Genomic DNA, 13149 nt, shown 5'->3' with positions numbered 1-13149 from the left:
GTTTCATGAAGGTGAGAAACTCGTTGAAATCGCTCAAGAACAAGCCCGGTGCACAGGTGGTACGACGCCGTGGCACGGTGTTCGTGATCAACAAGAAGGAACCGCGGTTCAAGGCGCGTCAGCGCTGACGACTGCGTGATCGACGACGAGGGCCCTCGGAGAAGTTCGAGGGCCCTTCGTCGTGCCGGGGGGCGTCGGCACGCGTCACTGTCCCGGCCGAGTTCCGTTGTGATGGACAACACATAGTCGGTGTGACGTGCGACACGCCGATGCAGCTCGATATTTCCGGCCCGATAAAGCCGTGACCAGCGAATACCAAGCATGTTGTTCGCAACATCTCGTGTTGTAGGCAGATGTCGGACACTAGGTGTAGTGTTTGACCGACCGAGAGGCCACAACTCGAAGAACGTGCACAACGGGCTCGAGCAGGTCGAAGTCGCCCTGAGCGGGAGATGTTCTCGGTGCCACACGCAGAGCACATCGGTCGCGTCGGTGCACCCGATGGCGACAACGGAAAGAGGGACACCATGAGCATCACCGTTTACACCAAGCCCGCCTGCGTTCAGTGCAATGCCACCTACCGCGCCCTCGACAAGGCGGGTATCGAGTACTCGGTCATCGACATCTCGCAGGATCCCGAAGCGCGCGACTACGTCATGGCCCTCGGTTACCTGCAGGCCCCGGTTGTCGTCGCCGGTGACGATCACTGGTCCGGCTTCCGTCCGGACCGTATCAAGACCCTCGCAGCGAACGCTGCTTGAACAGAACGAGAAAGTGAGTGAGCGGTGAGTTCGCAACCGCAGTCCTCCCACTCACTGGTCTACTTCTCCAGCGCGTCCGAGAACACTCATCGCTTCGTCTCGAAGCTGGGCATTCCCGCGACACGAATCCCTCTGCGTGATCCGGACGGCACCTTTCGTGTCGACACTCCCTACGTTCTCGTCGTGCCGACGTACGGGGGAGGGACCACGTACTCCGGGCGCGACACCAACTACGTCCCCAAGCGAGTGATCAAGTTTCTCAACGACGAGCACAATCGCTCGTTGATCCGAGCTGTCATCGCTGCCGGAAACACGAACTTCGGTGACTCGTTCTGCTTTGCGGGAGATGTCATTTCGCAGAAGTGCGCAGTTCCGTATCTGTACCGATTCGAATTGATGGGCACCCCCGAGGACGTAGTGCGGGTCCGCGAGGGGCTGGAGGACTTCTGGGAACGTGAAGTCCGACGCGCCGCCCACACGCACTAGAGCACCACACACCACATACCCAGTAGGAGCATCGCCGTGGCACCGACCATCACCGACGCAGCACCCGTACCCACCACCGTCCGCGGCGACGGCGACATGGATTACCACGCGCTCAACGCGATGCTCAATCTGTACGGTCCCAACGGTGAGATCCAGTTCGAGAAGGATCGCGAGGCTGCCAATCAGTACTTCCTGCAGCACGTCAATCAGAACACCGTGTTCTTCCACGATCTGGACGAGAAGTTGGACTACCTCGTCGAGGAGAACTACTACGAGCCCGAGGTTCTGGATCAGTACTCCCGCGAGTTCGTCAAGTTCCTGATCAACCACGCGTACTCGAAGAAGTTCCGGTTCCCCACGTTCCTCGGGGCGTTCAAGTACTACACCTCGTACACGCTCAAGACGTTCGACGGCAAGCGTTACCTCGAGCGTTTCGAGGACCGGGTGTGCATGGTGGCGCTGACGCTGGCCGCCGGGGACGAGGCTCTGGCCACCGATCTGGTCGACGAAATCATCGCCGGCCGCTTCCAGCCCGCTACACCGACCTTCCTCAACTCCGGCAAGAAGCAGCGCGGCGAGCCCGTGTCCTGCTTCCTGCTGCGTATCGAGGACAACATGGAGTCCATCGGCCGCTCCATCAACTCTGCTCTGCAGCTGTCCAAGCGCGGTGGCGGAGTTGCCTTGCTGTTGAGCAACATTCGCGAGGCCGGTGCGCCCATCAAGCGCATCGAGAACCAGTCCTCGGGTGTCATCCCGATCATGAAGCTGCTTGAGGACTCGTTCTCGTACGCCAACCAGCTCGGTGCACGTCAGGGCGCAGGCGCGGTGTACTTGCACGCGCATCACCCCGACGTCTACAAGTTCCTCGACACCAAGCGTGAGAACGCGGACGAGAAGATCCGCATCAAGACGCTCTCGCTCGGAATCGTCATCCCGGACATCACGTTCGAGCTGGCGAAGAAGAACGAGGACATGTACCTGTTCTCGCCGTACGACGTCGAACGCATCTACGGCGTCCCGTTCGCAGATATCGACGTCTCCGAGAAGTACTACGAGATGGTCGACGACAAGCGGATTCGCAAGACCAAGATCAAGTCGCGTGAGTTCTTCCAGACGCTCGCCGAGTTGCAGTTCGAGTCCGGTTACCCGTACATCATGTACGAGGACACCGTCAATCGTGCGAACCCGGTGAAGGGCAAGATCACGCACTCCAACCTGTGCTCGGAGATTCTCCAGGTCTCGACGCCGTCGACGTTCAACGACGATCTCTCGTACAGCCATGTCGGCAAGGACATCTCGTGCAACCTCGGTTCGCTGAACATCGCGAAGACGATGGATTCACCCGACTTCGGTAAGACCATCGCCGTGGCCATTCGCGGCCTCACCGCTGTGTCGGATCAGACGCACATCTTCTCCGTGCCGTCGATCGAGCAGGGCAACAACGATTCTCATGCCATCGGCCTGGGTCAGATGAACCTGCACGGCTACCTCGCCCGCGAGCGCATTCACTACGGGTCGACCGAGGGAATCGACTTCACCAACATCTACTTCTACACGGTGTTGTTCCACGCCATTCAGGCCTCGAACCAGCTGGCCAAGGCGCGCGGCCAGTACTTCAAGGGCTTCCCGGATTCCAAGTATGCGTCGGGGGAGTTCTTCGACAAGTACACCGATCAGGTCTGGGAACCCGCTACGCCCAAGGTCGCGAAGCTGTTCGCCGACTCCGATGTCACCATTCCGACGCAGGCCGACTGGTCCGCGCTGAAGGCGTCGGTGCAGGAGTACGGAATCTACAACCAGAACCTGCAGGCAGTGCCGCCGACCGGCTCCATCTCGTACATCAACAACTCCACCTCGTCGATTCACCCGGTGGCGTCGAAGATCGAGATTCGCAAGGAAGGCAAGATCGGCCGCGTCTACTACCCGGCACCGTACCTCGACAACGACAACCTGGATTACTACCAGGACGCGTACGAGATCGGGTACGAGAAGATCATCGACACCTACGCTGCCGCAACGCAACACGTGGATCAGGGCCTGTCGTTGACGCTGTTCTTCAAGGACACCGCCACCACCCGCGACATCAACCGCGCGCAGATCTACGCATGGCGCAAGGGCATCAAGACGCTGTACTACATCCGTCTGCGTCAGTTGGCCCTCGAGGGCACCGAGGTGGAGGGCTGCGTGTCCTGCATGCTGTAGTCGTCGCGGTCGGTCGACCCGTGGAGAATACCGCTGTACCGCGGCGCGCTGCGGAGCATAATCAGGCATGGACACCGAAGCGGGCGGCGAGGTCGAATCCAACACCGATGTCACGATGGCTCGGAAGGACGCGCGTCCTTCCGAGCAATTCTTGCGTGGTCGACACGCCCGCCGGCGCGTACCCCGCAGCCGCTTGGCCTTGTGGGATCCGGCCTCGCGTGGTCACGATGCGCTCGAAACAGTGCTGGCGCAGAACGTCATTCGGGTGCCGGAGCTGCTGCCGATCCGATACGCCCGAATGTCCGCATCGCCGTGGACCTACTTCCGTGGTGCCGCTGCCGTGATGGCAGCCGACCTCGCGTCGACTCCGCACACCGGCGTCGAGGTCCAGTTGTGTGGAGATGCGCACGTGCTGAACTTCGGATTGTGGGCCACTCCCGAACGAAACCTGTACTTCGACGTCCGCGACTTCGACGAAACCCTGCCCGGCCCGTTCGAATGGGACCTCAAACGGCTGGCGACGTCACTGGTGGTCCTCGGGCGAGAGAACGGGGTCGATGCGCAGCGTTCCGATCGGGCGGTCGCAGCAATGACGGCGGCGTACTGCAGAAAGATGAGGGCATACGCGAACACGCCGGAGATCGACATCTGGTACGACCGCATCGACGTCGCAGGTCTGCTCGGTCACTTCTCGTCGGGCATCGCCCGTCACGCAGAGAAACTCATCGAAACGAAAGCCGAGCGTCGGACCAGCCGTGGGGCGTCCCGCAAGTTCACCGAGACGAGGGACGGGCGTCGAAGAATTCGCGAGGACGCACCTTTTCGCACGCACGTGGGTGATTCCCAGATCGAGCTGGTGCAGGCGGTGATCGCCGGTTACAGCGAGTCGGTCGACGACCACATCTGGAGTCTGCTGTCCAGGTTCCGAGTTCTCGACGTCGTTCGACAGGTGGTCGGCGTCGGGAGCGTGGGAATGCGGGTGTATCTGGCACTGCTGGAAGAACGGCGGACGTGCGACCCGTTCTTCCTGCAGATCAAGCAGGCAGGGCCGTCGGTGTTCGAGCAGTTTCTCGAACCGAGCAGGTACGACAATCACGGTGCCCGCGTGGTCAACGGACAGAGAATGCTGCAGAGCGCGACCGACATGTTCGTGGGATGGACGGCGGTGGGGGACATGAACTTCTACGTTCGGCAGTTCCGCGACATGAAGGTCATTCCCGACGGCGAGATCATCGGGCCGTACCTGACCGAATTCGCCACCGCGTGCGGTGAGGTTCTCGCGCGAGCGCACGCCCGTAGTGGTGACGCGGAGGCGATCGCCGACTATCTCGGCCGCGGAGACAATGTCGATCGGGCGATGGTTGCCTTCGCGCATGCCTACGCCGATCAGAACGAGCGTGATCACGCGCAGTTGGTCGCTGCCATCGAGGCCGGAACCGTCCCGTGCTCGGTGGGGTGGTGACCGTCGAAACGTGAGACCACGGTCGTTCCCCGCGGCAACACTCCGGGCACACTTTGTAGTGCCTCCCTGAACTGTCGGACACAACGGGTAGTGTTCGTGTCAGCGACTTTTCACGTAGCTTCGTCCCCACTTCTCGCTCATCGACCTGTAGGTAGGCACTCATGGTAAAGCTCATCGATCGTGTCTCCGCGATCAACTGGAATCGGGTCCAGGACGACAAGGACTCCGAAGTCTGGGAGCGTCTCACCAGTAATTTCTGGCTGCCCGAGAAGGTGCCGGTGTCCAACGACATCCCGTCGTGGGCGACGCTGACCGCTGTCGAGAAGCAGTTGACGATGCGCGTGTTCACCGGACTGACGCTGCTGGACACCATTCAGGGCACAGTCGGCGCTGTCAGCCTCATCCCGGACGCCATCACTCCCCACGAGGAAGCGGTGTACACCAACATCGCGTTCATGGAATCGGTGCACGCCAAGAGCTACAGCTCCATCTTCTCCACCCTCAGCTCCACCCGCGACATCGACGACGCGTTCCGCTGGTCCGAGGAGAACGTCAACCTCCAGCGCAAAGCCGAGATCGTCCTGAACTTCTACCACGGTGACGATCCGCTCAAGCGCAAGGTCGCGTCGACCCTGCTCGAGTCGTTCCTGTTCTACTCCGGCTTCTACCTGCCGATGTACTGGTCCTCACGGGCCAAGCTCACCAACACCGCTGACCTGATCCGTCTGATCATCCGCGACGAGGCCGTGCACGGGTACTACATCGGCTACAAGTACCAGAAGGGTCTCGAGAAGGTCAGCGAGGCGCAGCGTGAGGAGCTCAAGAACTACACGTTCGAGTTGCTGTTCGAGTTGTACGACAACGAGGTCGAGTACACCCAGGACCTCTACGACGAGATCGGCCTGACCGAGGACGTCAAGAAGTTCCTGCGCTACAACGCCAACAAGGCACTGAACAATCTCGGCTACGAGGGCCTGTTCCCCAAGGACGAGACGGACGTCAACCCGGCGATCCTGTCGGCGCTCTCACCCAACGCCGACGAGAACCACGACTTCTTCTCCGGTTCGGGTTCCTCGTACGTCATCGGCAAGGCCGTCAACACCGAAGACGAGGACTGGGACTTCTGAGACCGCTCGCGCCGTTCCGGGACGCTCACGAATTCGGTGGGCGTCCCGGCGGGCGAATGTCCTCGGCGTCCTTGGGCATTCGGCCCTTCTCGCTCAGCGCGCGGCGCAGCAGGAACTCGATCTGAGCGTTGGTGCTCCGCAATTCGTCGGAGGCCCAGCGGGCGAGGGCGTCGTGCACCGCTGGGTCCAACCGCAGCAGGATCTTCTTACGTTCGACGGCCATGGCTCACTGGTACAGCGATCCGGTGTTGACGACAGGTTGCGTGTCGCGGTCGCTGCACAGCACCACGAGCAGATTCGACACCATCGTGGCCTTGCGCTCCTCGTCGAGCTCGACGACGTGCTTCTCCTCGAGCTTCCCGAGCGCCATCTCGACCATTCCGACGGCACCTTCGACGATCTGCTGACGGGCGGCGATGACCGCCCCGGCCTGCTGACGCCGCAACATTGCCTGGGCGATCTCCGGGGCATAGGCCAGACGGTTGATTCGGGTTTCGATCACCTCGACCCCGGCCGAACGTACACGTGCGTGCACCTCCTCCGACATGGCGGCAGTGATCTCGTCGGCGTTCTCCCGCAACGACATTCGCCCTTCGGCGTCGTACGGGTAGCTACCGGCGATGTGCCGGACGGCAGACTCGGTCTGGACGGCGACGAACTCCTCGTAGTCATCGACCTGGAACGATGCCAGTGCAGTATCGGCAACCTGCCAGACGACGATGGCGGAGATCTCGATCGGATTGCCGTCGGCGTCGTTGACCTTCGATTGCCCGGTCTCGTGGTTGCGGATTCGCGTCGAGATGGCCCGGCGGTACGTCAACGGATTGGTCCAACGAAGTCCCGGCGTCCGCAGGGTGCCGCTGTACGAACTCCCGAGAAGCTGAAGAACGCGAGCCTGATTCGGCTGCACCAGGGTCAGACCCATGAGTGCCGGCAGTGAGAGAACGAACAGAACGACCCCGGCTGCGACGAGTCCTACGACGGTGAACACGAGCCCGAGCGCGAACGCGGCGATTCCGCCGAGGAACAGCGTGAGGCCGATGCCGAGCATCGACCAGCCGGGCAGATCCCATCCCGGGCGCTCGGCGATGGTGGTGGTCGGGGTACCCGTCGGCTTCTCGGCGACGGTTGCAGGTGCGGACATGAGAACCTCCCTCTCGATGTTGATAGTAAAGTGATATCACATTATGAAGCGAGAGGGGGGCGGTTCGGTGGAACGGTGTCCTCGGTGGGGTGGGGGAGTCAGCGCCGGAACCACGCCGACGGCTCGCCGGCAATGGCCTTCTCTATGCGCAATCGCGAAGTGGCCGTGAGGTTTTCCGGGAGCGCGTCCAGTGCGAACCAGGCGACGTCGAGATTCTCGTCATCGGCAACATGAGGCGTGCCTCCGGTGTACCGAGCGAGGAACGTGATGTCGAGATACTGCGCGACGTCGCCGTTGGGGTACGTGATCGGCTCCGTCACGTCGACGCTCGTCAGGCGCACGATCGAGGCGTCGACCCCGGTTTCCTCGCCGATCTCGCGCAGGGCGGCCGGGGCGGGTTCCTCGCCCGGTTCGAGGATTCCGGAGACCACGGCCCAGGTGTTGTTGTCCGCTCGCAGGGTCAGCAGCACGCGCCGGTCGTCGTCGAGAACGACAGCGCTGACACCGGACAGCCACAGCGGCGACGTACCGACGACGCTGCGCAGGGCGCGGACGAATTCGGGAATCGGCATCGCGTCAGGAGACGTAGGCGTTCAGGGAAGCGGACAGATCGTCCAGAACGGCCCGTGCGGCGACGACGCCGCTGCCCGACCACACCGTGTCGTTCACGGCGAACACCCGACCGTCGGTGACCGAACCGAGAGCGTGCCACGCGTCACCGTCCATCACCTCGCGCCCGAACGTCTCGCCGTCGGGGCCCGCGAATCGCACGTAGACGATGTCTCCCTCGACCGGCGAGAGGTTGTCCGGCTCGACCGAGAACGTCGCGTCGCGCTGGCTCTGGGGCCGACCGACTCCCACCTCGTCGAGTATCTGGCCCGCGAACGAGTTCGGTCCGTCCACCTCGATGGAGTCCGCAGCGAATCGGACGACGGACGCCTGGGTCTGGGTGGCGTCGATCTCGCGACCGACTCGTTCGGCATCCGCGGAGAACGACGCGAGTGCCTCGAATCCCGCTTGGCCACGACCGAGCGCCGCCGCGGACTGCAGGAAGGTGTCCTTCCAACCCTGCCCGGTTGCGGTGAGGACGGTCGGGGCTATCGCCGTGAGCCTGTCGTAGGTATCGGATCCGAGAGAATCGGCACCCAGGATCAGGTCGGGGTCGAGGGCGGCGATGGCATCGATGTCCGGTGCACCCACCGGGCCGACGGACGGGACGGACGCCAATCCGGTGCCCAGGTACAGCGGTTGATCGCCGTCACCGCGGAAATCGGGGTCGATCGTGGCCGCCCCGACGACACGCTCCCAGATTCCGACCGCGCAGCTCGCGTCCAGTCCTGCGGCATCGAGTACGACGATGCGCTGGGGGTCGGCCGGAATGGCGCTGATGCCCTCGGCATGGCCCACGGGTCGGGTGTCACCCTCGATGCCGGTCGGGTCGAGTGGTGCCAGTGCTGGGCACAGGCCCACGGTGTCCCGGTTGTTTCCGACCACTCCGGCGCCGGCGATGTTCGTGGTCGTGCGGATGATGGTGGACGCGTCGTCCTGCGTCTCGGAGTCGGAGCAGCCGGCCAACGCCATGGTTGCGGCGAGGCATACGGCGGCGACGGCACCGATCCTGCGCGGCGCACACGAACGGGGGACTCGCGGGTGGAGTGGCAACGCGGGACTTCCTTCGACGGGTCGGGTGGTCTCACACAGTATCGGAAGGCCGCCGTCGCAGAACACCCGAACGGACGCCGTCGAGCGTGCGGAATCGGCGACGATCGCGGCGTTCCCCGCTGCGTCGGAAATGCCGACAGCGCAGGCAGATCGCGCGATCCGGGCCTTCTCGATTCGGCCCAATACGACACACGGTAGGACCGGTTCGGCAAGTGCCGGTCCGACGGTCTACGATTCGAGGAGCGCACGACTAGATGACGTCGCCTCGTGGTTCGAGGTCCGACGCGCAATCAGGAGGATCTGTGACTGCCCTAGCGCCTAGGCCCGCTCCCGCGGTGGATGCTGCTCGGCCGTTCCCGCCGAGGACGGGACCGAAGGGGTCGTTTCTGCACAAAGCGGTGACGACCACCGATCCCAAGGTGTTGGGAATCATGTACATCGCGACATCGTTCGCGTTCTTCCTCGTCGGTGGACTCATGGCGCTGCTGATGCGCGCCGAGTTGGCCATTCCGGGAATGCAGTTCCTGTCCAACGAGCAGTACAACCAGCTGTTCACCATGCACGGCACCATCATGCTGCTGCTGTACGCGACGCCGATCGTGTTCGGATTCGCGAACTACATCCTGCCGCTGCAGATCGGCGCTCCCGACGTCGCGTTCCCGCGGTTGAACGCGTTCTCGTACTGGCTGTACCTGTTCGGTGCCTTGATCACCACGGCCGGGTTCATCACTCCCGGCGGCGCAGCAGACTTCGGTTGGACCGCGTACACCCCACTCACCTCGGCTCTGCATTCGCCGGGCGTGGGTGCAGACCTGTGGATCATGGGTCTGGCCATCGCCGGTCTCGGCACCATCCTCGGCGGCGTGAACATGATCACCACCGTGATCTGCTTGCGCGCCCCCGGTATGACGATGTTCCGCATGCCGATCTTCACCTGGAACATCCTGGTGACGTCGATCCTGATTCTGCTGGCTTTCCCGCTGCTGACGGCGGCCCTGCTCGGCCTGGCGGCCGATCGTCACCTGGGTGCGCACCTGTTCGATCCGGCAACCGGTGGCGTGTTGCTGTGGCAGCACCTGTTCTGGTTCTTCGGTCACCCCGAGGTCTACATCATCGCGCTGCCGTTCTTCGGAATCGTCTCCGAGGTGTTCCCCGTCTTCTCGCGTAAGCCGATCTTCGGTTACTCCGGTCTGATCTACGCAACGATCGCGATCGCCGCCCTCTCCATCGCGGTGTGGGCGCACCACATGTACGCCACGGGCGCTGTGTTGCTGCCGTTCTTCTCCTTCATGACGTTCTTGATCGCGGTGCCCACGGGCGTGAAGATCTTCAACTGGGTCGGCACGATGTGGCGAGGCCAGGTGACATTGGAAACGCCGATGCTGTTCTCGCTCGGCTTCCTGATCACCTTCGTCTTCGGCGGCCTGACCGGTGTTCTGCTGGCGTCGCCGCCCATCGACTTCCAGGTCACCGACACGTACTTCGTGGTCGCCCACTTCCACTACGTGGTGTTCGGCACCGTGGTGTTCGCGACGTACGCCGGCATCTACTTCTGGTTCCCGAAGATGACGGGCCGGATGATGGACGAGGCACTGGGCAAGTGGCACTTCTGGCTGACGTTCTTCGGATTCCACGCCACGTTCCTGGTGCAGCACTGGCTCGGAAACGAGGGCATGCCGCGTCGCTACGCCGACTACCTTCCCTCGGACGGATTCACCGAGCTGAACGTCATCTCCACGATCGGTGCCTTCATCCTCGGTGCCTCGACGCTGCCGTTCGTGTGGAACGTGTTCAAGTCCTACCGATACGGCGAGGTCGTCACCGTCGACGATCCGTGGGGCTACGGCAACTCGCTGGAGTGGGCCACCTCCTGCCCGCCGCCGCGACACAACTTCACCGAACTGCCTCGGATCCGTTCCGAGCGTCCGGCGTTCGAGTTGCACTACCCGCACATGGTCGAACGGATGCGCGCGGAAGCGCACGTCGGGCCGGGAGCACACGGTGGTAAGACCACCGCAGTCCTCGAACAGGCCCGCCGGGCTCCGATCGCCACCAGCGATCACGAAGGGTCCGGAGACCCGGACCCCAAGTAGTCCACAGCAGAGCGAGAGCCCCTCCCGGCTACCGGGTGGGGCTCTTCGCTTGCGACAATCTCGTGGCGTGTTCGGGCTCGCTCGTCCACGACAGGTGACACGAAGACCTATCCGGCCGCTGGCCGTGCGCGAAAGGGAGATCCGGTGACTTCGAGCGACACCGCAGTGCTGGTGACGGTGACAGGACCCGACAAGCCGGGCGTCACATCGGTGCTGTTCGCAGCACTGTCACGGCACAACGTCAGCCTCCTCGACGTCGAGCAGGTGGTCATTCGCGGCAGGTTGACTCTGGGCGTTCTCCTGTCCTGCCCCCGCGACCCCGAAGCACTCCAGGAAGAGTTGGAGGACGCGATGGCGACGGTCGGTGTGCACGTCGATGTCGAGATCGACACCGCGCGGGGCGGCGGTCAGATCCTGGCCACCCACGTCGTCGTCGTTCTGGGCCGACCGGTGACCGCTCGTGCCTTCAGCACCATCTCCCGTGAACTCGCCCGACAGGGCGCGAACATCGATGCCATTCGCGGAATTGCCGACTATCCGGTCACGGGCCTCGAACTTCAGGTGACCGCAACCGACACCTCGCCGGATGCCGACCTGCAACTGCGTACCGGCCTCGCGGCCATCGCAGCCGGGATCGGCGTCGACATCGCCGTGCAGCGCGGCGGAATCGCACGGCGATCCAAGCGACTGATCGTGTTCGACGTCGACTCGACGCTCGTCCAGGGTGAGGTCATCGAAATGTTGGCTGCCCGCGCCGGGCGAGAGGACGAAGTTCGTGCGGTCACCGAAGCTGCGATGCGCGGTGAGATCGACTTCGCGGAGTCGCTCGAACAGCGCGTTGCCGTGTTGGCGGGGCTCGACGAATCCGTCATCGACGAAGTGGGCGAGAGCCTGGAACTGACGGCGGGTGCCAGGACCACCATCCGTACCCTCCGTCGTCTCGGATTCGCCTGCGGCGTCGTATCAGGAGGATTCCGGCAGGTCATCGAGGGACTCGCGCACGAACTCGAACTCGACTACGTCAAGGCGAACACCCTCGAGATCGTCGACGGCAAGCTCACCGGCCGGGTGATCGGAGAAGTGGTCGATCGTGCTGCGAAAGCGACGGCACTGCGCGAGTTCGCGGCACAGTCGGGAGTGCCGATGGAGCAGACCGTCGCCGTCGGCGACGGAGCGAACGACATCGACATGCTGACGGCCGCGGGCCTGGGGGTCGCCTTCAACGCCAAGCCTGCGTTGCGAGAGATCGCCGACACGGCTATCTCGCATCCGTATCTGGACGCGGTTCTGTTCATCCTCGGCGTCACCCGCAACGAGATCGAAGCTGCGGACGCAGTCGACGGGGGAGTCCGCCGCGTCCCGATCCCATGATCGGCGATGACATGACCGGCGACGACATGACCGGCGGTCCCATGAGCGATGCACCGGATGACGTGGCGGCTGTGACTGTGGCCGAGGAGTTCTCGCCGGACAACACGTTCGTCTCGCGCCACGCCGAGCTCGCTCGTGGGTACGGCGGAGCGGAGGACCCGGCAGATCCGTCCCAGGTTCTGGCCATGCCGTTGGTGCTGCACATCCCCAAAATCGATCCGCCCCTGCGTAGCGAGTTGCTCGAGGCAGCTGCCAGAGCCACCGTTGCGCTGTGCCTGGACCCACGAGTGGGCGTGGGCGCTTCGTGGAACGAGGCCTTCACCGAGTGGACGTCGGCTCGCATCCGAAAGGTTGCCCGACGTGCGCGCGGTGCCCAGTGGCGTGCGGCGCAGGAAGTTCCGGGTGTGACGGTCGACGTCGGGGGAGCGTCGGCACGCGCTTTCGTGCCCGGTCGGGTCGGAGATCTGGATCCGCGGATCAAGCGGCTTCAGATCGGTGGGACCGACGTGTCGGCCGAAGACGAACCTTCGGTCTCGGCAGGCCCGGTGCTGTGGATCGACGCCTCGCTGTCCATGACGGTGGGCAAGGCAGCCGCGCAGGTGGGTCACGCGTCGATGCTGCTGGCGGGTGCGATGAGCACAGCGCAATGCCGCGAGTGGGCTGCGTCGGGCTTCGAATGTTCGGTTCGGTCTGCGAGCCCGGAACAATGGACGCGTGCGTTGGACGAGGTTCGCGCTGGACGTGCCGTCGCGGTGCGGGATGCAGGCTTCACCGAAGTGGCACCCGGTTCGACGACCGTGATTGCCGTTCCCTAGATCTGGGGTCCACTGTCGCACAAGTG

General features: G+C 63.5%; 13 protein-coding genes. 9 read left to right on the top strand and 4 right to left on the bottom strand.

Features of this window, described 5'->3' with window-relative positions:
• Positions 1 to 5: 5 nt before the first annotated feature.
• From ykgO to nrdF, 6 genes are all read left to right on the top strand, one after another.
• Positions 6 to 128 (top strand): type B 50S ribosomal protein L36, encoded by a 123-nt coding sequence (ykgO, locus tag ABZ677_RS12420; protein WP_037189801.1) that lies wholly within the window; start codon positions 6 to 8, stop codon positions 126 to 128.
• A 399-nt stretch (positions 129 to 527) separates the two neighbouring features.
• On the top strand, positions 528 to 761 hold the full coding sequence (locus tag ABZ677_RS12415) for a redoxin NrdH (RefSeq protein WP_032398330.1): 234 nt from the start codon (positions 528 to 530) through the stop codon (positions 759 to 761).
• A gap of 24 nt (positions 762 to 785) precedes the next feature.
• Positions 786 to 1247 carry a class Ib ribonucleoside-diphosphate reductase assembly flavoprotein NrdI gene (gene nrdI, locus ABZ677_RS12410; RefSeq protein ID WP_037189800.1) on the top strand — a complete coding sequence of 154 codons (462 nt, stop codon included), beginning with the start codon at positions 786 to 788 and terminating at the stop codon, positions 1245 to 1247.
• Between the two features lie 96 nt (positions 1248 to 1343).
• On the top strand, positions 1344 to 3449 hold the full coding sequence (gene nrdE, locus ABZ677_RS12405; protein WP_230596245.1) for a class 1b ribonucleoside-diphosphate reductase subunit alpha: 2106 nt from the start codon (positions 1344 to 1346) through the stop codon (positions 3447 to 3449).
• Between the two features lie 67 nt (positions 3450 to 3516).
• Positions 3517 to 4911 carry a DUF2252 domain-containing protein gene (locus ABZ677_RS12400; RefSeq protein ID WP_358369623.1) on the top strand — a complete coding sequence of 465 codons (1395 nt, stop codon included), beginning with the start codon at positions 3517 to 3519 and terminating at the stop codon, positions 4909 to 4911.
• 161 nt (positions 4912 to 5072) lie between these two features.
• Positions 5073 to 6038: a class 1b ribonucleoside-diphosphate reductase subunit beta gene (gene nrdF / locus ABZ677_RS12395; protein WP_008717549.1), complete on the top strand. Its 966-nt coding sequence runs from the start codon at positions 5073 to 5075 to the stop codon at positions 6036 to 6038.
• A gap of 25 nt (positions 6039 to 6063) precedes the next feature.
• Here nrdF and ABZ677_RS12390 read toward each other — a convergent pair whose 3' ends face one another.
• The 4 genes from ABZ677_RS12390 to ABZ677_RS12375 all read right to left on the bottom strand — a co-directional run bounded on the left by ABZ677_RS12390 (position 6064) and on the right by ABZ677_RS12375 (position 8763).
• The gene (locus ABZ677_RS12390; RefSeq protein ID WP_037189794.1) at positions 6064 to 6261 is read right to left on the bottom strand and encodes a hypothetical protein; all 198 of its coding nucleotides are present in this window, start codon (positions 6259 to 6261) and stop codon (positions 6064 to 6066) included.
• A gap of 3 nt (positions 6262 to 6264) precedes the next feature.
• Positions 6265 to 7182 (bottom strand): SPFH domain-containing protein, encoded by a 918-nt coding sequence (locus ABZ677_RS12385; RefSeq protein WP_037189793.1) that lies wholly within the window; start codon positions 7180 to 7182, stop codon positions 6265 to 6267.
• Positions 7183 to 7280: 98 nt separating this feature from the next.
• Positions 7281 to 7754, bottom strand: a complete 474-nt coding sequence (locus ABZ677_RS12380) for an NUDIX domain-containing protein (RefSeq protein WP_037189792.1) — start codon at positions 7752 to 7754, stop codon at positions 7281 to 7283.
• A 4-nt stretch (positions 7755 to 7758) separates the two neighbouring features.
• Positions 7759 to 8763: an iron-siderophore ABC transporter substrate-binding protein gene (locus ABZ677_RS12375; RefSeq protein ID WP_358369710.1), complete on the bottom strand. Its 1005-nt coding sequence runs from the start codon at positions 8761 to 8763 to the stop codon at positions 7759 to 7761.
• 383 nt (positions 8764 to 9146) lie between these two features.
• On the opposite strand from ABZ677_RS12375, the gene ctaD reads away from it, so the two are divergent.
• The 3 genes from ctaD (at position 9147) to ABZ677_RS12360 (ending at position 13123) form a co-directional block, all read left to right on the top strand.
• On the top strand, positions 9147 to 10937 hold the full coding sequence (gene ctaD / locus ABZ677_RS12370; RefSeq protein WP_037189791.1) for a cytochrome c oxidase subunit I: 1791 nt from the start codon (positions 9147 to 9149) through the stop codon (positions 10935 to 10937).
• 144 nt (positions 10938 to 11081) lie between these two features.
• Entirely contained in the window at positions 11082 to 12308 is a 1227-nt protein-coding gene (gene serB / locus ABZ677_RS12365) for a phosphoserine phosphatase SerB (RefSeq protein WP_094634171.1), read from the top strand.
• A gap of 41 nt (positions 12309 to 12349) precedes the next feature.
• Complete coding sequence (locus ABZ677_RS12360; protein WP_094634533.1) at positions 12350 to 13123, top strand: peptidyl-tRNA hydrolase; 774 nt, start codon at positions 12350 to 12352, stop codon at positions 13121 to 13123.
• Positions 13124 to 13149: the final 26 nt, after the last annotated feature.

Source organism: Rhodococcus sp. NPDC006774 (genome assembly GCF_040636045.1).
GTDB lineage: Bacteria > Actinomycetota > Actinomycetes > Mycobacteriales > Mycobacteriaceae > Rhodococcoides.
The sequence above is the reverse complement of the archived record's forward strand: the minus strand, read 5'-3'. Positions and strand labels throughout refer to the sequence as shown.